The organism is Burkholderia sp. AW49-1, from assembly GCF_053427845.1.
In genome coordinates this window covers 1-19,003 of record NZ_JBSAXF010000009.1, presented here as the reverse complement: position 1 = coordinate 19,003, position 19,003 = coordinate 1, and the positions used below count along the sequence as shown (strand labels likewise).

The following is a 19,003-nucleotide window of genomic DNA, read 5'->3' as shown; positions in this document are numbered from 1 at the left end:
AAAACCGCGGCTTACTGCGCCGGAACGGTCGTCTTCTGGACTTCTTGCGTACCGACCACTTCGACTTCCACGCGGCGGTCCGGTGCGAGGCAGGCGATCAGTTGCTTGCGGTTCTTCTGGTTGCAGCCGGTCGTGACCGGGTTGCGCTTGCCCTTGCCTTCCGTGTAGATCTTGTTGGCCGGGACACCCTTGCTGACCAGGTACGACTTGACGGCTTGCGCACGGCGCAGCGACAGACGGTCGTTGTACTTGTCCGAACCGATGCGGTCCGTGTAGCCCGTAGCGACGACCACTTCCGTGTTCATGCCCTGGATCTTCGAAGCCAGTTCGTCCAGCTTCTGCTTGCCCAGCGGCTTGAGCGTAGCCTTGTCGAAGTCGAACAGTGCGTCGGCTTGGTACGTGATCTTCTGGCTCGTGATGGCCGGAGCAACCGGAGCGACCGGCGGCTGCGGTGCCTGGGCGACCAGTGCGCCATCGCACTTCGCGTTGGCGGTGGCCGGCGTCCAGAACGCGTCACGCCAGCAGAGCTCGTTCGTGCCGTTCATCCACACCCATTCGCCCGTGCCGTTCACCCAGTTGTCGTTGACGGCTTGACGCGACGCCGGCACCGACTGTGCCGAAGCGGATGCAGCCATAACTGCGGTAGCTGCAATGAACGCGAGCTTTGAAAGTTTATTCATATTTCTCCTCTCGAAATTGAGATTACCGCAGGTTTACTGCGAGCCTGTTGACGGTGACAAGTCATACATTGCTCGAAGTATAACATTGGTGCGGCACAAAAAACGCGGCACCGCTCTGTGTAGACTTCGAGCAGCGTCTAACTTTCAGTGCGTTGGCATTTTGCCATATCGTTCCCTTCCTACGAAAAAAAATCCTCCCCACCCCAAGATCGCTTCAACTTTGTGGTGCATGCGCAACACCTGCCTGCCGTAACTTTTAGAGATTGTCAAGAGCGTGTCCGCGAAATTGCAAGAAAGGCCGCGAGGGTTTACGCGCGTGCGTGACAGCGATCCGACCGACCCCAAGCCTTGTGAAGGGGCGCGATCACGACTGGTTCGGGCGCCTTTTCCATGGGCGGCGATTTTTGCTGTTTACATATAGAGGGGGTGGCGAATTGGCGGTTGATGGGCGCATGTTAGAATCTCGCGTTGCGTTGCGCATGCAGCGCCCACGCGAAAGGCGTTCGCCGTCTTCGCTCCGAAACGATACGGATACATGGATCAATTCGCCAAAGAGACCCTGCCCACCTCCCTAGAGGAGGAAATGCGCCGTTCGTATCTCGATTACGCGATGAGCGTGATCGTCGGACGTGCCCTTCCGGATGTCCGCGATGGCCTGAAGCCCGTGCACCGGCGCGTACTGTTCGCGATGCACGAACTGAACAACGACTGGAACCGCGCGTACAAGAAATCGGCGCGTATCGTCGGTGACGTGATCGGTAAGTATCACCCTCACGGCGATACCGCGGTGTACGACACGATCGTGCGGATGGCGCAGGACTTCTCGCTGCGCTACATGCTGATCGACGGACAGGGCAACTTCGGCTCGATCGACGGCGACAATGCCGCGGCGATGCGTTACACCGAAATTCGCATGGCGAAGATCGGTCACGAACTGCTCGCCGACATCGACAAGGAAACGGTCGACTTCGAGCCGAACTACGACGGCAACGAGATGCAGCCGTCGGTCCTGCCGTCGCGCATCCCGAACCTGCTGATCAACGGCTCGTCGGGTATCGCGGTCGGCATGGCGACCAACATCCCGCCGCACAACCTGAACGAAGTCGTCGACGCGTGCCAGCACCTGCTGAACAACCCGGAAGCGACGATCGACGAGCTGATCGAGATCATCCCGGCGCCGGACTTCCCGACGGCCGGCATCATCTACGGTGTCGCCGGCGTGCGCGACGGCTATCGCACCGGGCGCGGCCGCGTCGTGATGCGCGCGGCCACCCACTTCGAGGAGATCGACCGCGGTCAGCGGATGGCGATCATCGTCGACGAGCTGCCGTATCAGGTGAACAAGCGTTCGCTGCTCGAGCGCATCGCCGAGCTCGTCAACGAGAAGAAGCTCGAGGGCATCTCCGACATCCGCGACGAGTCCGACAAGAGCGGCATGCGCGTCGTGATCGAGCTGAAGCGCGGCGAAGTGCCCGAGGTGGTGCTGAACAACCTGTACAAGGCGACGCAGCTGCAGGACACGTTCGGCATGAACATGGTCGCGCTGGTCGACGGCCAGCCGAAGCTGCTGAACCTGAAGGAAATCGTGCAGTGCTTCCTGTCGCATCGACGCGAAGTGCTGACGCGCCGCACGATCTACGAACTGCGCAAGGCGCGCGAGCGCGGCCACGTGCTCGAAGGTCTCGCGGTCGCGCTCGCGAACATCGACGAGTTCATCGCGATCATCAAGGCAGCGCCGACGCCGCCGATCGCGAAGCAGGAGCTGATGGCGAAGCCGTGGGATTCGTCGCTCGTGCGCGAGATGCTGACGCGCGCCGAGACCGAGAACGCGTCGGCGGGCGGCCGCTCCGCGTACCGTCCGGAAGGCCTGAACCCGGCGTTCGGGATGCAGACCGACGGGCTGTATCGTCTGTCCGACACGCAGGCGCAGGAAATCCTGCAGATGCGTCTGCAGCGCCTGACCGGTCTCGAGCAGGACAAGATCATCGGCGAGTACCGCGAAGTGATGGCGCAAATCGCCGACCTGCTGGACATCCTCGCGCGCCCCGAGCGGATCACGACGATGATCGGCGAGGAGCTGACGACGGTGAAGGCCGAATTCGGCGACGCACGCCGCTCGAAGATCGAGCTGAACGCGACCGAATTGAATACCGAAGACCTGATCACGCCGCAGGACATGGTCGTCACGATGTCGCACGCGGGCTACGTGAAGTCGCAGCCGCTGTCCGAGTATCGCGCGCAGAAGCGCGGCGGCCGCGGCAAGCAGGCGACGCAGATGAAGGAAGACGACTGGATCGAGACGCTGTTCATCGCGAACACGCACGACTACATCCTGTGCTTCTCGAACCGCGGCCGCGTGTACTGGGTCAAGGTCTATGAAGTGCCGCAGGGTTCGCGCAACTCGCGCGGCCGTCCGATCGTCAACATGTTCCCGCTGCAGGACGGCGAGAAGATCAACGTCGTGCTGCCGGTCAAGGAATTCTCGGCCGACAAGTTCGTGTTCATGGCGACGTCGCTCGGCACCGTGAAGAAGACGCCGCTCGAGGCATTCAGCCGCCCGATGAAGAAGGGCATCATCGCGGTCGGTCTCGACGAGGGCGACTTCCTGATCGGTGCATCGATCACCGATGGCGCGCACGACGTGATGCTGTTCTCCGACGCCGGCAAGGCCGTGCGCTTCGACGAGAACGACGTGCGCCCGATGGGCCGGGAAGCGCGCGGCGTGCGTGGCATGCAGCTCGAGGACGGGCAGCAGGTCATCGCGCTGCTGGTTGCCGGCAGCGAGGAGCAGACCGTGCTCACCGCGACCGAGAACGGCTACGGCAAGCGCACGCCGATCACCGAGTACACGCGTCACGGCCGCGGCACGAAGGGGATGATCGCGATCCAGACGTCCGAGCGCAACGGCAAGGTCGTCGCCGCGACGCTCGTCGACGCCGAGGATCAGATCATGCTGATCACGACCGCCGGCGTGTTGATTCGTACCCGCGTGTCCGAGATTCGCGAGATGGGGCGTGCCACGCAAGGTGTTACACTCATCAGTCTCGATGAGGGTACCAAGCTCTCCGGCCTGCAGCAGATCGCAGAAGCCGAAGAGGGCGATGGCGAGGCCGACGAGGCGTCGGACGGCGAAGCCTGAAGAACGGATGAGATTCGAGCCGCCGCGGGCGCCAGGCGCCGCGGTCGGCGAGCAACCATTCATATTTCCAAAAGGGAGTGATGATGCAAAAGCAATTCAAGCAACTGGTTCTGCTGGCTGCACTGGTGCCGACGTTCGCGATGGCGCAAGCGCTGTCGAATTCCGCACCGGCTGCGACCGCGGCAGCTGCGCCGATCGACGCCGACAAGAAGGCTGCGATCAAGGATCTGCTCGACGCGATCGACGCGCCGAAGCTCGTGTCGGCTATCGGCAACAGCGCCGAGATGCAGGCAAAGCAGCTCGTGCCGGCGATCCTGTCGGACGCGCTGTCGGAAAACAAGACGCTGAACGACAAGCAAAAGCAAGCCGCCGTGCCGACGCTGCAGAAGAACGCGGTGCCGAAGCTGGTTGACGGCGCGGGCAAGGTGTTCGGCACGCAGCAGTTCCAGAGCGACGCGATGTCGGCTCAGTACGACGCATACGCGAAGTACTACAGCACGTCGGAGATCAAGGATCTGACGACGTTCTACAAGAGCCCGACGGGCCGCAAGTTCATCCAGGTTCAGGATCAGGTCGGCCGCGACGTGGTCAACGGCCTGATGCAGAAGTACATGCCGCAAGCGATCCAGGCGACGCGCGCACAGGCTGACAAGGAAGTCGCGGCAGTCAAGCCGGGCAAGTAAGCCGTCCGGGCACGCCGCCCGGCCGTTCGGCCGGGTTTGGCGGGAGCCTGATGACAGTGCGATAATGGCCGTTTGCGCGCGAGCGCAAGCGGCCATTCCTTTTCTGGCGCGGTTCTTTCTGCCGGCGGCAAGCCGGTCGCGTCTCTCCCGAGGTTTTCACGATGCGCGTCTTTAACTTCTCCGCCGGTCCTGCGGCACTCCCCGAGGAAGTGCTGCGGCAGGCCGCCGACGAAATGCTCGATTGGCACGGCAGCGGCATGAGCGTGATGGAGATGAGCCATCGCGGCAAGGAGTTCATGTCGATCCACGAGGCAGCGCTGACCGACCTGCGCGAGCTGCTCGATGTGCCGGCCAGCCACCGGATCCTGTTCCTGCAGGGCGGCGGCATTGCCGAGAACGCGATCGTGCCGATGAACCTGCTCGGTTCGCGCAAGACCGCCGACTTCGTCGTGACGGGCTCGTGGTCGCAGAAGTCGTTCAACGAAGCGAAGAAATATGGCACGCCGCACCTGGCCGCGTCGGGCAAGACGGCCGACGGTTTCACGCGCGCGCCCGCCCGCGCCGAATGGCAACTGTCGGACGATCCGGCCTACGTGCATCTGTGCACGAACGAGACGATCGACGGCGTCGAGACGTTCGAGATTCCGGACCTCGGCGACGTGCCGCTCGTCGCGGACGTGTCGTCGCACATCCTGTCACGTCCGATGGACGTCGCGAAGTACGGCGTGCTGTTCGGCGGCGCGCAGAAGAACATCGGGATGGCCGGCGTGACGGTCGTGATCGTTCGCGAGGATCTGCTCGATCGCGCGCTGTCGATCTGCCCGTCCGCATTCGAATGGAAGACGGTCGCCGCGAACAATTCGCTGTACAACACGCCGCCCACCTATGCGATCTACATCGCGGGCCTCGTGTTCCAGTGGCTGAAGCGGCAGGGCGGCCTCGAGGCGATCGAGGCGCGCAATATCGAGAAGGCGAAGCTGCTCTACGACACGATCGATGCGAGCAGCTTCTATCTGAACAAGGTCGAGCCCGCGGTGCGTTCGCGTATGAACGTGCCCTTTTTCCTGGCCGACGAAACGCGCAACGAAGACTTCCTTGCCGGCGCAAAGGCGCGCGGGCTGCTGCAGCTGAAGGGCCACAAGTCCGTCGGCGGCATGCGGGCGTCGATCTACAACGCGGTGCCGCTCGAGGGCGTGAAAGCGCTCGTCGAGTACATGAAGGACTTCGAACAGCGCGGCGCCTGAGCGCGCGCTGTTCAAACAGCACGGCAACTACGCATGGACGACGAACTGAATTCCCGCCTGAAACCGCTGCGCGACCGCATCGACGCGATCGACGCGCAGCTGATCGCGCTCCTCAACCAGCGCGCCGCGGTGGCGCTCGAGGTGGGCGAGGTCAAGAAGCACTTCAACGCGCCGGTATTCCGGCCGGAGCGCGAGCTGCAGGTGATCGCGCGCCTGCAGGACATGAGTGCGGGGCCGCTCGCGAGCGAGCACATCAGCGCCATCTGGCGCGAGATCATGGCCGCGAGCCGCGCGCTCGAACAGACGATCCATGTCGCGTTCCTCGGGCCGGTCGGCACGTATAGCGAACAGGCGATGTTCGAGTATTTCGGCCAGTCGATCGAAGGGCTCCCGTGTCCGTCGATCGACGAAGTATTCCGCTCGGTCGAGGCAGGCGCGTCCGCATTCGGCATCGCGCCGGTCGAGAACTCGACCGAAGGCGCAGTGTCGCGCACGCTCGACCTGCTGCTGCAGACGCAGTTGCTGATCAGCGGCGAACTCGCGCTGCCGATCCATCACAACCTGCTTACGCAGAGCGGCACGCTCGACGGCGTGACGCGCGTCTGCGCGCATGCGCAGGCGCTCGCGCAATGCCAGCAGTGGCTTGCCGCGAACGCGCCGCAGCTCGAGCGGCAAGCGGTGTCGAGCAACGCGGAGGCCGCGCGTCTCGCGGCGGCGGACCCGGGCGTCGCCGCGATCGCGGGCGACCGCGCGGCCGCGCACTACGGCCTGCAGATCGCGTTCCCGCTGATTCAGGACGATCCGCACAATCGCACGCGCTTCGTGATCGTCGGCAAGCAGCCGGCCGGGCAGAGCGGTCACGACCAGACGTCGCTGATCGTGTCGGTGAAGAACGAGCCAGGCGCGGTGTTCAAGCTGCTCGAACCGCTCGCGCGGCACGGTGTGTCGATGACGCGCTTCGAGTCGCGCCCGGCGCGGGTCGGCACGTGGGAGTATTACTTCTACATTGACATCGAAGGGCACCGGGACGAGCCAGCCGTGGCTGCCGCGCTCGCGGAGCTCGGCCAGAAGGCCGCGTTCCTGAAGATACTCGGTTCGTATCCGCGCGCGCGCTGACGCGTAGCGGCCGGTCGCCTGCACCGAGCAGGCGGCGCGGCGAAGCGGGCAGGGCAGGCCGGGCGGCGCTGCCCAAGGCGGGTTCGGGCGGTATCCGGTGCGGGTCGCGCCGGGTGCGGGCCCGTTGCCCGGAATCTGGATTTCCGTGCGCGGGGCGTCGTTCCGCGCGCGTTACTTGGCTCTTGTCGTGTCAGGCTTTGCATTCAACAAACTTGTCATCTTCGGTGTCGGCCTGATCGGCGGATCGCTGGCGCGCGCCCTGCGCGAGCGCGCACCGGCCGGCGCGGGCGAAGTTGTCGGCGTCGGTCGTTCGCGTGCGTCGGTCGAGCGTGCGCTTGCGCTCGGCGTAATCGATCGGGCAGCGGCGCTCGACGACGATGCGCAACTGCGCGACGCGCTTGCCGGCGCCGATCTCGTGTTGCTGGCCGCGCCCGTCGCGCAAACGGGCCCGCTGCTCGCGCGCATCGCACCGTGGCTCGACGCTGCGACAATCGTCACCGACGCTGGTAGCACCAAGTCCGACGTCGTCACGGCGGCACGCGATGTGCTCGGTGCGCGGATCGCGCAATTCGTGCCGGGCCATCCGATTGCCGGGCGCGAATCGAGTGGCGTCGAGGCCGCGCTGCCGGATCTGTACGTCGGTCGCAACGTCGTGCTGTGTCCGCTGCCGGAGAATGCGCCCGAAGCGGTCGCGCGTATCGATGCGATGTGGCGGGCGACTGGTGCCGACGTGCGCACGATGAGCACGGCGCAGCACGATCGCGTGTTTGCGTCGATCAGTCATCTGCCTCACGTGCTGTCGTTCGCGCTCGTCGAGCAGATTCTCGGCGAGACGGATGCCGAACTGAAATTCTCGTACGCGGCGGGCGGCTTCCGCGATTTCACGCGGATTGCGGCATCGAGTCCGGAAATGTGGCGCGACGTGTGTGTCGCGAATCGTGCGGCGCTGCTCGATGAGCTCGATGGCTATACGCGCGTGCTCGCCCGGCTGCGTGCGGCGATCGACGCCGGCGATGGCGCAGCGCTCGAAGCCGTGTTCACGCGCTCGCGCGCTGCACGCAAGGCATGGCAGGAACGTGGCGCGCAGCCCGCTGCCGAACCGGTCAAGAAATAACAGGAAACAGGACGATTCCCATGGACTATCTCGATCTCGGCCCGTATTCCAGCGCATCGGGCACCGTGCGCCTGCCCGGCTCGAAAAGCATCTCGAACCGCGTGCTGCTGCTCGCGGCGCTTGCCGAAGGCGATACGACGATCACCAACCTGCTGGATTCCGACGACACGCGCGTGATGCTCGACGCGCTCGGCAAGCTCGGTGTGAAGCTCGCACGCGAGGGTGACACCTGTGTCGTCACCGGCACGCGCGGCGCGTTCACCGCGAAGACCGCCGATCTGTTCCTCGGCAACGCGGGCACCGCAGTGCGACCGTTGACGGCGGCGCTCGCGGTCAACGGCGGCGACTATCGCGTGCACGGCGTGCCGCGCATGCACGAGCGACCGATCGGCGACCTCGTCGACGGCCTGCGGCAGATCGGCGCGCAGATCGACTACGAGCAAAACGAAGGCTTTCCGCCGCTGCGGATCAAGCCTGCGGCGATCACGGTCGACGCGCCGATCCGCGTGCGCGGCGACGTCTCGAGCCAGTTCCTCACCGCGCTGCTGATGACGCTGCCGCTCGTGAAGGCGAAGGACGGCAGGATCGTCGTCGAAGTCGATGGCGAACTGATCTCGAAGCCGTACATCGACATCACGATCCGGCTGATGGCGCGCTTCGGCGTGACCGTCGAGCGCGACGGCTGGCAGCGCTTCGTCGTGCCGGCCGGCGTCCGCTACCGTTCGCCGGGGCGCATCATGGTCGAGGGCGATGCGTCGTCGGCCTCGTACTTCCTCGCGGCCGGCGCGCTCGGCGGCGGCCCGCTGCGCGTCGAGGGCGTGGGGCGCGCGAGCATCCAGGGCGACGTCGGCTTCGCGAATGCGCTGATGCAGATGGGCGCGAACGTATCGATGGGTGACGACTGGATCGAGGTGCGCGGCATCGGCCATGACCACGGCAAGCTCGAGCCGATCGACATGGATTTCAACCTGATTCCCGATGCGGCGATGACCATCGCGGTCGCGGCGCTGTTCGCGAGCGGCACGAGCACGCTGCGCAACATCGCGAGCTGGCGCGTGAAGGAAACCGACCGCATCGCCGCGATGGCGACCGAACTGCGCAAGGTCGGCGCGATCGTCGAGGAAGGCCCCGACTATCTGGTCGTCACGCCGCCGCAACGGCTCACGCCGAATGCAGCGATCGACACGTACGACGATCACCGGATGGCGATGTGCTTCTCGCTCGTCAGCCTGGGCGGCGTACCCGTGCGCATCAACGATCCGAAGTGCGTCGGCAAGACGTTCCCCGACTATTTCGACCGCTTCGCCGCGCTCGCCAAAGCCTGACCCGACAGTTCCGATGAAATCGACCCGACCCTTTCACCCGACCCCCGTCATCACGATCGACGGTCCGACCGCTTCCGGCAAGGGGACCGTCGCTGCGCTCGTCGCCGCGCATCTCGGCTTTCACCTGCTGGACAGCGGTGCGCTGTACCGTCTCGCGGCGCTTGCGAGCGTGCGCTACGGCATCGCTGCGGAGGATATCGAGGCACTCGTGAAGCTGATCGACGACCTTCACATCACGTTCCGCGAGGGCTGCGCGCAGCTCGACGGCGTCGACGTGTCGAACGACATCCGTGCCGAAGCGGTGGGCAACCGCGCGTCGGCGATTGCCGTGCACGGGCCGGTGCGTACCGCGCTCGTTGCGCGTCAGCGCGCGTTTCGCAAGACGCCGGGCCTCGTCGCCGACGGCCGCGACATGGGCACCGTGATCTTCCCGGACGCCGTGCTGAAGGTGTTCCTGACGGCCAGCGCCGAGGCACGCGCGGCCAGACGGCATAAGCAATTGATGCAAAAAGGTTTTTCTGCTAATATAGATAACTTGCTCCAGGATCTTCGTGAACGTGATGCGCGCGACAGCAATCGCGCGGCCGCGCCGCTGAAGCCTGCGGCAGATGCCAAGCTGCTCGATACGTCGGCGCTTTCGGTCGATGAAGCAGTCGACCAGGTGCTGCAGTGGTACCGGGCGCTCGGTCAGCCGGCCTGAGAAGGCGGGCGGCAGTAGGTGCCTCGCGCGAGAAGCGCGGAGCGTGTTTCGAACCCTTAACCCCGTGTGGCTTCGATCTGGCCCTTTCAGCCTGCCATTCCGGCCGGCGTGGCACAGCGATCCATGCACAATCAGATTTTTATGTCCGACCTGCAAACCTCCACCCCGAATACCGAATCCTTTGCGGCTCTGTTCGAAGAGTCGCTGACCCGCCAAGACATGCGCGCCGGCGAAGTGATTTCCGCCGAAGTCGTGCGCGTCGACCACAACTTCGTGGTCGTCAATGCAGGCCTGAAGTCCGAGGCTTACATTCCGATCGAGGAATTCCTGAACGATCAGGGCGAGGTTGAGGTGCAGTCGGGCGATTTCGTGTCCGTCGCGATCGACGCACTCGAAAACGGCTACGGCGACACGATCCTGTCGCGCGACAAGGCGAAGCGCCTTGCATCGTGGCTGTCGCTGGAAAAGGCCCTCGACAACAACGAACTCGTCACCGGCACGATCACCGGCAAGGTGAAGGGCGGCATGACCGTGATGGTCAACGGCATCCGCGCGTTCCTGCCGGGTTCGCTGGTCGACACGCGTCCGGTCAAGGACACGACCCCGTACGAAGGCAAGACGCTCGAGTTCCGCGTGATCAAGCTCGATCGCAAGCGTAACAACGTCGTGCTGTCGCGTCGTGCAGTGATCGAGGCAACGCAAGGCGAAGAGCGCGCGAAGCTGCTCGAGACGCTGAAAGAAGGCGCGATCGTCAACGGCGTGGTCAAGAACATCACCGACTACGGCGCATTTGTCGACCTGGGCGGCATCGATGGCCTGCTGCACATCACCGACATCGCATGGCGTCGTGTGCGTCACCCGAGCGAAGTCCTGTCGGTTGGCCAGGAAGTCACCGCGAAGATCCTCAAGTTCGACCAAGAGAAGAACCGCGTCTCGCTGGGCATCAAGCAACTGGGCGACGATCCGTGGGAAGGCATCTCGCGCCGTTACCCGTCGGGCACGCGCCTGTTCGGCAAGGTCACGAACATCACCGACTACGGCGCATTCGTCGAAGTGGAATCGGGCATCGAAGGCCTCGTCCACGTGTCGGAAATGGACTGGACCAACAAGAACGTTGCTCCGTCGAAGGTTGTCCAGCTGGGCGACGAAGTCGAAGTCATGGTCCTCGAGATCGACGAAGACCGTCGTCGTATCAGCCTCGGCATGAAGCAGTGCAAGCCGAATCCGTGGGATGACTTCAGCCGCAACTTCAAGAAGGGCGACAAGATCACGGGCGCAATCAAGTCGATCACCGACTTCGGCGTGTTCATCGGTCTGCCGGGCGGCATCGACGGCCTGGTCCACCTGTCGGACCTGTCGTGGAGCGAAGCCGGCGAAGAAGCCGTTCGCAAGTACAAGAAGGGCGACGAAGTCGAAGCGATCGTGCTCGGCATCGACGTCGAGAAGGAGCGTATTTCGCTCGGCATCAAGCAGCTCGAAGGCGACCCGTTCAGCAACTACGTTGCGATGAACGACAAGGGTTCGATCGTCGACGGCGTGGTGAAGTCGGTCGATGCGAAGGGCGCTGTCGTCACGCTGACGGGCGATGTCGAAGGCTACCTGCGTGCATCGGAAATCTCGCAGGATCGCGTCGAAGACGCACGCAACGTGCTGAAGGAAGGCGACAAGGTCAACGCGATGGTGATCAACATCGATCGCAAGTCGCGTGGCATCAACCTGTCGATCAAGGCGAAGGATTCGGCTGAACAACAGGAAGCGATCCGCGGCCTGCAGTCGGACACCAGCGCTGCTGCGACCGGTACGACCAACCTCGGCGCGCTGCTGAAGGCGAAGCTCGACGGCCAGAACCAGTAAGCCTCACGAGGTCTGCTGAAGTATGACCAAATCCGAGTTGGTCGCGCAGCTGGCACTGCGATTTCCGCAACTTGTCCTCAAGGATGCGGATTTCGCGGTGAAAACGATGCTCGATGCGATGTCCGACGCCTTGTCGAAAGGGCATCGCATCGAAATTCGGGGTTTCGGCAGCTTCGGCCTCAACCGTCGCCCGGCGCGCGTCGGACGCAACCCGAAGTCGGGGGAGAAGGTGCAGGTGCCCGAGAAGTTCGTGCCGCACTTCAAGCCCGGCAAGGAATTGCGTGAACGCGTCGACGGCCGCGCCGGCGAGCCGCTGAAAGCTGATGATCCGGACGACGAGCGTTGAGCGTCGTTCGGCTTGCCCGGAATTCGTCCGGCGAAGGCTGAAGAAAAAAGCGCCCCTTGCGGGCGCTTTTTTCATTTCCGGCTGCCGCGTGACAACGTGCACCCGCAGGATGTGCGGTGACGCGGAAACGCTTCCTTTACAATACGGGTCGATTCGGCGCCGCGAAGGGGAGTCGCGCGCCACGGCAAACCTCAACAAAGAGAGGGCTACATGAAGTTTATCGTCTGGCTGATCCGGGTATTGGTGTTCGTGCTGCTGCTGGTGCTCGCGCTGGCCAATACGCAAACCGCGACGCTGAATTTCGTTGCCGGCTACGCATGGCAAGCGCCGCTGATCCTGATCGGCCTCGCGTTCTTCGTCGTGGGCCTGCTGGCCGGCCTGCTGTCCGCGCTGCCGGCGATCTTCCGCATGCGCCTCGAGAACGGGCGCCTGAAGCGCGATCTGCGTACGGCGCGCGAAACCCCGGCCGTCGTCGACCAGCCGCCGATGCCGCCCGTCATTTAACACGGACGCCGCGCGCCCCTCGCGCGGTTTTCGTCTCTGCTTCGATATTTCGCATGGATCTGGATTTCTGGTGGTTGCTCGCGATTCCGGTAGCGTTCGCGCTCGGCTGGGCGGCGTCACGCTATGACCTGAAGAACCTCCTGTCGGAGAGCGCCAACCTGCCGCGATCGTATTTCCGCGGCCTGAACTTTCTGTTGAACGAACAACCGGACAAGGCGATCGACGCGTTCATCGAGGTCGCGAAGCTCGACCCCGAGACGGTTGAGCTGCACTTCGCGCTCGGCAACCTGTTTCGTCGCCGAGGCGAAACGGATCGTGCGATCCGCGTGCATCAGAACTTGCTGAGCCGCACGGACCTGCCGGTAAACGAGCGCGACCACGCGCTGTACGAGCTCGGCCAGGATTTCCTGAAGGCCGGGCTGCTCGATCGTGCGGAGGAGGCCTTTCACCGGCTCGCCGATGGCGATTACGCGCTGGGCGCGCAGCGGGCGCTGCTGACGATCTATGAGATCGAGAAGGACTGGAACAAGTCGATCGATACCGCGAAACGCATCGAATCGATGAGCGACAAGCCGCTCGGCACCGAAATCGCGCAGTTCCATTGCGAACTCGCGCAGGACGCGCTGCAACGCAAGAACGCCACGGACGCGACCGGGCAACTGAAGCTCGCGCTTGCGGCGAACCCGCAGAACGTTCGTGCGACGATCCTGTCCGGCGATGCCGCGCAGGCGGCGGGCGATCACGCTGCCGCGATCGAGCACTGGAAGCGTGTCGAAGCGCAGAATCCGGCGTATCTGCCGCTCGTCGCCGACAAGCTGATGAAGGCTTACGTAGCGCTCGGCAAGCCGGTCGAGGGCGCCGAGCTGCTGATGGGCTACGTCGATCGTTATCCGTCGAACGACCTGCTCGATATTGCTTATCAGCACATCGCCGGGTTGCGCGGCCAGGAAGCGGCGCATACGCTCGCGCGTACGCAGATGGAGAAGTCGCCGAACCTGTCGGGCATGCTGCACCTGCTCGATGCGCAGATCGCGGCCGCCGACGAGCCGCGCCGTAAGGAACTTGAAATGATGCGTGCGCTGATCAAGCAGCGCACCAAGAATCTGCCACGTTATACGTGCCAGAATTGCGGTTTCCGGGCACGGCTCTTCTACTGGCAGTGCCCCGGGTGCAGCGGCTGGGAAACCTATGCGCCGCGCCGCGTCGAACCTGCGATGCCGGGCTGATCACGGCATTCGGCGAGGAAGCGCTGCGGTTGTCGCCGGGCGTGGCCCGGCGGCCAAGTTAGTCATTTACCGGGACGTACCGGAACATCTATGAAAATCACCATCATCGGCACTGGCTATGTCGGTCTCGTCACGGGCTCCTGCCTCGCCGAGATCGGCCACGACGTCTTCTGTCTGGATGTCGATCCGCGCAAGATCGAGATCCTGAACAACGGCGGGATGCCGATTCACGAACCGGGCCTGCTGGACATCATCGCGCGCAACCGCGCGGCAGGCCGTCTGCGATTCTCGACCGACATCGAGGCGAGCGTTGCGCACGGCGAGATCCAGTTCATCGCGGTCGGCACACCGCCCGACGAGGACGGTTCGGCCGACCTGCAATACGTGCTCGAGGCCGCGCGCAACATCGGCCGCTACATGACCGGTTTCAAGGTGATCGTCGACAAGTCGACGGTGCCGGTCGGCACCGCGCGGCGCGTGCGCGCGGTGGTCGACGAGGCACTCGGCGCGCGCGGCCTCGCGGGCAGCGTCGCGCACCGTTTCTCGGTCGTGTCGAATCCGGAATTCCTGAAGGAAGGCGCGGCAGTCGAGGACTTCATGCGTCCGGACCGAATCATCATCGGTGTCGACGACGACGAGACTGGCACGGTGGCGCGCGAGAAGATGAAGAAGCTGTACGCACCGTTCAACCGCAATCACGAGCGCACGATCTACATGGACGTACGTTCGGCAGAATTCGCGAAATATGCGGCGAATGCGATGCTCGCAACGCGCATTTCGTTCATGAACGAGATGTCGAATCTGGCCGACAAGGTCGGTGCCGACATCGAAGCCGTGCGCCGCGGGATTGGTTCCGATCCGCGCATCGGCTATCACTTCCTGTACGCGGGCGTCGGTTACGGCGGCTCGTGCTTCCCGAAAGACGTGCAGGCGTTGATTCGCACCGCGAGCGAAAACGGCCAGCCGCTGCGCATCCTGGAGGCCGTCGAAGCGGCCAACTCCGCACAGAAGGACGTGCTGATCGGCAAGATCGAGCAGCGCTTCGGCGCAGACCTGACCGGTCGCGAATTCGCGGTCTGGGGCCTCGCGTTCAAGCCGAACACGGACGACATGCGCGAGGCGCCGAGCCGTCGGCTGATCGCCGCGCTGCTCGAGCGTGGCGCGACCGTGCGCGCGTACGATCCCGTCGCGATCGACGAGGCACGCCGCGTGTTCGCGCTCGATCTCGGCGAGGCTTCCGACGTGCTTGCGCGCCTGCACTTCGTCGATACCCAGGACGCGGCCGTGACCGCCGCGGATGCGCTCGTGATCGTCACCGAATGGAAGGAATTCAGGAGCCCGGATTTCACGCGCCTGAAGGCCGAACTGAAGGCACCGGTGATCTTCGACGGACGCAATCTGTACGAGCCGGACGCGATGGCCGAACTCGGCATCGACTACCATGCGATCGGGCGTCCGCATGTCGACCCCCAGTCCTCTCCCCGTGGATGAGCGCACGATGACTACCTTTCGCGAAGTGGTGCCGGTACCGCGCGCGCAGCTCGCGCGTTCGCGCGTGCTCGTGGTCGGCGACGTGATGCTCGACCGCTACTGGTTCGGCAACGTCGAGCGCATTTCTCCGGAAGCGCCGGTGCCTGTCGTGCACGTGCAGCGCCAGGAAGAGCGGCTTGGCGGTGCAGCCAACGTCGCGCGCAACGCGGTGACGCTCGGCGGTCAGGCCGGCCTCTTGTGCGTGGTCGGCTGCGACGAGCCGGGCGAGCGCATCGTCGAATTGCTCGACGGCAGCGGCGTGACGCCCCATCTCGAACGCGATGCGTCACTGCCGACGACGATCAAGCTGCGCGTGCTCGCGCGCCAGCAGCAGTTGCTGCGCGTCGACTTCGAGGCGATGCCGACGCACGAGGTGCTGCTCGCCGGGCTCGCGCGTTTCGATGCGCTACTGCCGCAGCACGATGTCGTGCTGATGTCGGATTACGCGAAAGGCGGGCTGACGCACGTGACGACGATGATCGAGAAGGCGCGTGCGGCAGGCAAGCCGGTGCTCGTCGATCCGAAGGGCGGCGACTGGGCGCGCTATCGCAGCGCATCGCTGATCACGCCGAACCGTGCCGAGTTGCGCGAGGTCATCGGTCAGTGGCACTCGGAAGACGACCTGCGCGCGCGTGTCGCGAAGCTGCGTGCGGAGCTCGATCTCGATGCGTTGCTGCTCACGCGTTCGGAAGAGGGGATGACGCTCTTTTCCGCAGCGGGCGAACTGCACGCACCGGCGCTCGCGCGCGAGGTGTATGACGTGTCCGGCGCGGGCGATACCGTGATCGCGACGGTCGCGACGATGCTCGGTGCCGGCGTGCCGCTCGTCGATGCCGTCGTGCTCGCGAACCGTGCGGCAGGCATCGTGGTCGGCAAGCTGGGGACGGCCACGGTCGACTACGACGAACTGTTTCACTGAGTACGCTCGGCAGCGCGCCGCACGTAAGTCTTGCAATTTTTCAGGCAGAACGACCATGACCATCATCGTCACCGGCGCAGCCGGTTTTATCGGCGCGAACATCGTCAAGGCGCTCAACGAGCGCGGCGAGTCGCGCATCATCGCGGTCGACAATCTGACGCGCGCGGACAAGTTCCGGAACCTCGTCGATTGCGAGATCGACGACTATCTCGACAAGACGGAATTCGTCGAGCGCTTTGCGCGCGGCGATTTCGGCAAGGTGCGCGCGGTGTTCCATGAAGGCGCCTGTTCGGACACGATGGAAACCGACGGCCGCTACATGATGGACAACAACTTCCGCTATAGCCGCGCGGTGCTCGACGCGTGCCTCGCGCAGGGCGCGCAATTCCTGTACGCGTCGTCTGCCGCGATCTACGGCGGCTCGACGCGTTTCGTCGAGGAGCGCGAGGTCGAGGCGCCGCTGAACGTCTACGGCTATTCGAAGTTCCTGTTCGACCAGGTAATCCGCCGCGTGCTGCCGAGCGCGAAGAGCCAGATCGCCGGCTTCCGCTACTTCAACGTGTACGGTCAGCGCGAGACGCACAAGGGCCGCATGGCGTCGGTCGCGTTCCACAACTTCAACCAGTTCCGCGCTGAAGGCAAGGTCAAGCTGTTCGGCGAGTACAACGGTTATGCGCCGGGCGAGCAGACGCGCGACTTCGTTTCGGTCGAGGACGTCGCGAAGGTGAACCTGTTCTTCTTCGATCATCCGGAGAAATCCGGCATCTTCAATCTCGGCACCGGCCGGGCACAACCGTTCAACGACATCGCGTCGACGGTCGTGAACACGCTGCGCGCGCTCGACAACCTGCCGCCGCTGACGCTCGCGCAGCAGGTCGAGCAAGGGTTGATCGAATACGTGCCATTCCCGGATGCGCTGCGCGGCAAGTACCAGTGCTTCACGCAGGCAGACCAGACGAAACTGCGTGCTGCCGGCTACGATGCGCCGTTCCTGACGGTGCAGGAAGGTGTCGACCGCTACGTGCGTTGGCTATCCGGCCAGGTTTAAGCCTGCGCGTCGCATCGATAGACTGGGTCTCACGGTCGGCAGCCGCCGACCGTTTTCATCGGAGATCCAGCACATGATCAGGAAATGGTTTGCCGCCGCCGCGATGTTCGGCGCGATCGCGTCGGCCTGGGCGGCCGTCGACGTCAACACCGCGAACGAGGATGCACTCGTCGGCATCAAGGGCATCGGTCCCGCACGGGCGAAGGCGATTCTCGACGAGCGCGGCGCACACGGGCCGTTCAGGAATGCAGATGATCTCGCGTCGCGCGTGAAAGGCATGGGCGGCCAAACGGTCGAGCGCCTTCAGCGGGAAGGGTTGACGATCGGTGCGGCAGGCTCGGGTGCGGCGGCACCGGCCTCGGGCAAGCCGGCGGCGGCGAAGCCTGCTGCGGCACCTACCCGTACCGCGCAGAAATAACGCTCGCGAGACGAAGGGCTCCTTCAGCCGCCGTCATTGCGACGGCTTCCCGCGGCTTGCCGCGGGTTTTTTGCGTGCATGCGGCAAACGCGCACAGGTGCATCGTGAGGCACATCTATTCCATCGTCGCAATGGGGTTGCCGGCGCGAGCCCCGGTGCTGGTTTACAATCAATCGATTGATCGGCCTCGCACTCACGGTATCTCCATGGCTTACAAAACTATCGAAGACACGATCGGCAACACGCCGCTCGTGCAACTGGTCCGCCTGCCGGACGACGAGATTCGCGCACGCAACAACGTGGTGCTCGCGAAGCTGGAAGGCAACAATCCGGCCGGTTCCGTGAAGGATCGCCCGGCGCTGTCGATGATCAGCAAGGCCGAGGTGCGCGGTCGCATCAAGCCGGGTGATACGCTGATCGAGGCGACGAGCGGCAACACGGGCATCGCGCTCGCGATGGCAGCGGCGATCCGCGGCTACAAGATGGTGCTGATCATGCCGGAGGATCTGTCGATCGAACGTCGTCAGAGCATGGCCGCTTACGGCGCTGAAATCATCCTGACGCCGGTAAAGGGCGGGATGGAACTGGCGCGCGACCTCGCCGAGCAGATGCAGCGCGAAGGCAAGGGGGTGATCCTCGATCAGTTCGGGAACCCCGACAATCCGGTCGCGCACTACGAAGGAACAGGTCCGGAAATCTGGCGCGACACCGAGGGACGCGTCACGCACTTCGTGTCGGCGATGGGCACGACGGGCACGATCATGGGCACGTCGCGCTTTCTGAAGGAACAGAATCCGGCGATCGAGATCGTGGGCGCGCAACCGGAAGAAGGGTCGCGTATTCCGGGCATTCGCAAGTGGCCGGAAGCCTATATGCCGACGATCTTCGATCGCAGCCGCGTCGATCGCGTCGAGAACGTGAGCCAGGCCGCATCCGAAACGATGGCGCGCCGGCTCGCGGCCGTCGAAGGCATCTTTGCAGGCATCTCGTCGGGTGGCGCATGTGAAGTCGCGATGCGGATCGCGCGTCAGGTGGAGAACGCGACGATCGTGTTCATCGTCTGCGATCGCGGCGATCGCTACCTGTCGACTGGCGTATTTCCTGCCTGAGCCCGAACGGTATCAGCAGCATCACGCGATAAAAAAAGCGCCGCACAA

17 protein-coding genes are annotated in these 19,003 nt (G+C 64.2%); 16 read left to right on the top strand and 1 reads right to left on the bottom strand.

Translation table 11 applies throughout. The features are described 5' to 3' along the window. Positions 1–11: 11 nt before the first annotated feature. Positions 12–680, bottom strand: a complete 669-nt coding sequence (gene ompA / locus ACV22W_RS15860; RefSeq protein ID WP_006400736.1) for an outer membrane protein OmpA — start codon at positions 678–680, stop codon at positions 12–14. Between the two features lie 535 nt (positions 681–1,215). Here ompA and gyrA point away from each other — a divergent pair. The 16 genes from gyrA (at position 1,216) to cysM (ending at position 18,955) form a co-directional block, all read left to right on the top strand. Next, on the top strand, positions 1,216–3,819 hold the full coding sequence (gene gyrA / locus ACV22W_RS15855) for a DNA gyrase subunit A (RefSeq protein ID WP_448020364.1): 2,604 nt from the start codon (positions 1,216–1,218) through the stop codon (positions 3,817–3,819). 83 nt (positions 3,820–3,902) lie between these two features. Beyond that, the gene (locus ACV22W_RS15850; RefSeq protein ID WP_059448245.1) at positions 3,903–4,502 is read left to right on the top strand and encodes a DUF2059 domain-containing protein; all 600 of its coding nucleotides are present in this window, start codon (positions 3,903–3,905) and stop codon (positions 4,500–4,502) included. A gap of 161 nt (positions 4,503–4,663) precedes the next feature. Beyond that, entirely contained in the window at positions 4,664–5,746 is a 1,083-nt protein-coding gene (gene serC, locus ACV22W_RS15845) for a 3-phosphoserine/phosphohydroxythreonine transaminase (protein ID WP_059530019.1), read from the top strand. A gap of 33 nt (positions 5,747–5,779) precedes the next feature. Beyond that, positions 5,780–6,862 (top strand): prephenate dehydratase, encoded by a 1,083-nt coding sequence (gene pheA / locus ACV22W_RS15840; protein ID WP_448020362.1) that lies wholly within the window; start codon positions 5,780–5,782, stop codon positions 6,860–6,862. A gap of 187 nt (positions 6,863–7,049) precedes the next feature. Next, a complete protein-coding gene (locus ACV22W_RS15835) occupies positions 7,050–7,976 on the top strand; it encodes a prephenate dehydrogenase (RefSeq protein WP_448020360.1) in 927 nt (308 codons plus the stop codon). Positions 7,977–7,996: 20 nt separating this feature from the next. Then, on the top strand, positions 7,997–9,301 hold the full coding sequence (aroA, locus tag ACV22W_RS15830) for a 3-phosphoshikimate 1-carboxyvinyltransferase (protein WP_059530011.1): 1,305 nt from the start codon (positions 7,997–7,999) through the stop codon (positions 9,299–9,301). A 13-nt stretch (positions 9,302–9,314) separates the two neighbouring features. Next, complete coding sequence (cmk, locus tag ACV22W_RS15825) at positions 9,315–10,001, top strand: (d)CMP kinase (RefSeq protein WP_448020358.1); 687 nt, start codon at positions 9,315–9,317, stop codon at positions 9,999–10,001. A gap of 141 nt (positions 10,002–10,142) precedes the next feature. Continuing rightward, positions 10,143–11,855: a 30S ribosomal protein S1 gene (rpsA, locus tag ACV22W_RS15820; RefSeq protein ID WP_059467119.1), complete on the top strand. Its 1,713-nt coding sequence runs from the start codon at positions 10,143–10,145 to the stop codon at positions 11,853–11,855. Between the two features lie 22 nt (positions 11,856–11,877). Further along, entirely contained in the window at positions 11,878–12,201 is a 324-nt protein-coding gene (locus ACV22W_RS15815; protein WP_006750752.1) for an integration host factor subunit beta, read from the top strand. A 210-nt stretch (positions 12,202–12,411) separates the two neighbouring features. Continuing rightward, positions 12,412–12,705, top strand: a complete 294-nt coding sequence (locus tag ACV22W_RS15810) for a lipopolysaccharide assembly protein LapA domain-containing protein (RefSeq protein ID WP_059530004.1) — start codon at positions 12,412–12,414, stop codon at positions 12,703–12,705. Positions 12,706–12,758: 53 nt separating this feature from the next. Continuing rightward, positions 12,759–13,931 carry a lipopolysaccharide assembly protein LapB gene (lapB, locus tag ACV22W_RS15805; RefSeq protein WP_448020356.1) on the top strand — a complete coding sequence of 391 codons (1,173 nt, stop codon included), beginning with the start codon at positions 12,759–12,761 and terminating at the stop codon, positions 13,929–13,931. A 90-nt stretch (positions 13,932–14,021) separates the two neighbouring features. Then, complete coding sequence (locus tag ACV22W_RS15800) at positions 14,022–15,422, top strand: UDP-glucose dehydrogenase family protein (protein WP_448020354.1); 1,401 nt, start codon at positions 14,022–14,024, stop codon at positions 15,420–15,422. A 7-nt stretch (positions 15,423–15,429) separates the two neighbouring features. Next, on the top strand, positions 15,430–16,380 hold the full coding sequence (gene rfaE1 / locus ACV22W_RS15795) for a D-glycero-beta-D-manno-heptose-7-phosphate kinase (protein WP_448020352.1): 951 nt from the start codon (positions 15,430–15,432) through the stop codon (positions 16,378–16,380). 55 nt (positions 16,381–16,435) lie between these two features. Then, positions 16,436–17,428 carry an ADP-glyceromanno-heptose 6-epimerase gene (gene rfaD / locus ACV22W_RS15790; RefSeq protein ID WP_448020351.1) on the top strand — a complete coding sequence of 331 codons (993 nt, stop codon included), beginning with the start codon at positions 16,436–16,438 and terminating at the stop codon, positions 17,426–17,428. 73 nt (positions 17,429–17,501) lie between these two features. After that, the gene (locus ACV22W_RS15785; protein WP_448020349.1) at positions 17,502–17,846 is read left to right on the top strand and encodes a ComEA family DNA-binding protein; all 345 of its coding nucleotides are present in this window, start codon (positions 17,502–17,504) and stop codon (positions 17,844–17,846) included. A gap of 206 nt (positions 17,847–18,052) precedes the next feature. After that, complete coding sequence (gene cysM / locus ACV22W_RS15780) at positions 18,053–18,955, top strand: cysteine synthase CysM (protein WP_448020347.1); 903 nt, start codon at positions 18,053–18,055, stop codon at positions 18,953–18,955. The last annotated feature ends 48 nt before the right edge of the window (positions 18,956–19,003 follow it).

Coding starts and splice junctions, on each gene's coding strand:
- ompA (WP_006400736.1), bottom strand. CDS start 680: ATGAATAAACTTTCAAAGCTCGCGTTCATTGCAGCTACCGCAGTTATG.
- gyrA (WP_448020364.1), top strand. CDS start 1,216: ATGGATCAATTCGCCAAAGAGACCCTGCCCACCTCCCTAGAGGAGGAA.
- ACV22W_RS15850 (WP_059448245.1), top strand. CDS start 3,903: ATGCAAAAGCAATTCAAGCAACTGGTTCTGCTGGCTGCACTGGTGCCG.
- serC (WP_059530019.1), top strand. CDS start 4,664: ATGCGCGTCTTTAACTTCTCCGCCGGTCCTGCGGCACTCCCCGAGGAA.
- pheA (WP_448020362.1), top strand. CDS start 5,780: ATGGACGACGAACTGAATTCCCGCCTGAAACCGCTGCGCGACCGCATC.
- aroA (WP_059530011.1), top strand. CDS start 7,997: ATGGACTATCTCGATCTCGGCCCGTATTCCAGCGCATCGGGCACCGTG.
- cmk (WP_448020358.1), top strand. CDS start 9,315: ATGAAATCGACCCGACCCTTTCACCCGACCCCCGTCATCACGATCGAC.
- rpsA (WP_059467119.1), top strand. CDS start 10,143: ATGTCCGACCTGCAAACCTCCACCCCGAATACCGAATCCTTTGCGGCT.
- ACV22W_RS15815 (WP_006750752.1), top strand. CDS start 11,878: ATGACCAAATCCGAGTTGGTCGCGCAGCTGGCACTGCGATTTCCGCAA.
- ACV22W_RS15810 (WP_059530004.1), top strand. CDS start 12,412: ATGAAGTTTATCGTCTGGCTGATCCGGGTATTGGTGTTCGTGCTGCTG.
- lapB (WP_448020356.1), top strand. CDS start 12,759: ATGGATCTGGATTTCTGGTGGTTGCTCGCGATTCCGGTAGCGTTCGCG.
- ACV22W_RS15800 (WP_448020354.1), top strand. CDS start 14,022: ATGAAAATCACCATCATCGGCACTGGCTATGTCGGTCTCGTCACGGGC.
- rfaE1 (WP_448020352.1), top strand. CDS start 15,430: ATGACTACCTTTCGCGAAGTGGTGCCGGTACCGCGCGCGCAGCTCGCG.
- rfaD (WP_448020351.1), top strand. CDS start 16,436: ATGACCATCATCGTCACCGGCGCAGCCGGTTTTATCGGCGCGAACATC.
- ACV22W_RS15785 (WP_448020349.1), top strand. CDS start 17,502: ATGATCAGGAAATGGTTTGCCGCCGCCGCGATGTTCGGCGCGATCGCG.
- cysM (WP_448020347.1), top strand. CDS start 18,053: ATGGCTTACAAAACTATCGAAGACACGATCGGCAACACGCCGCTCGTG.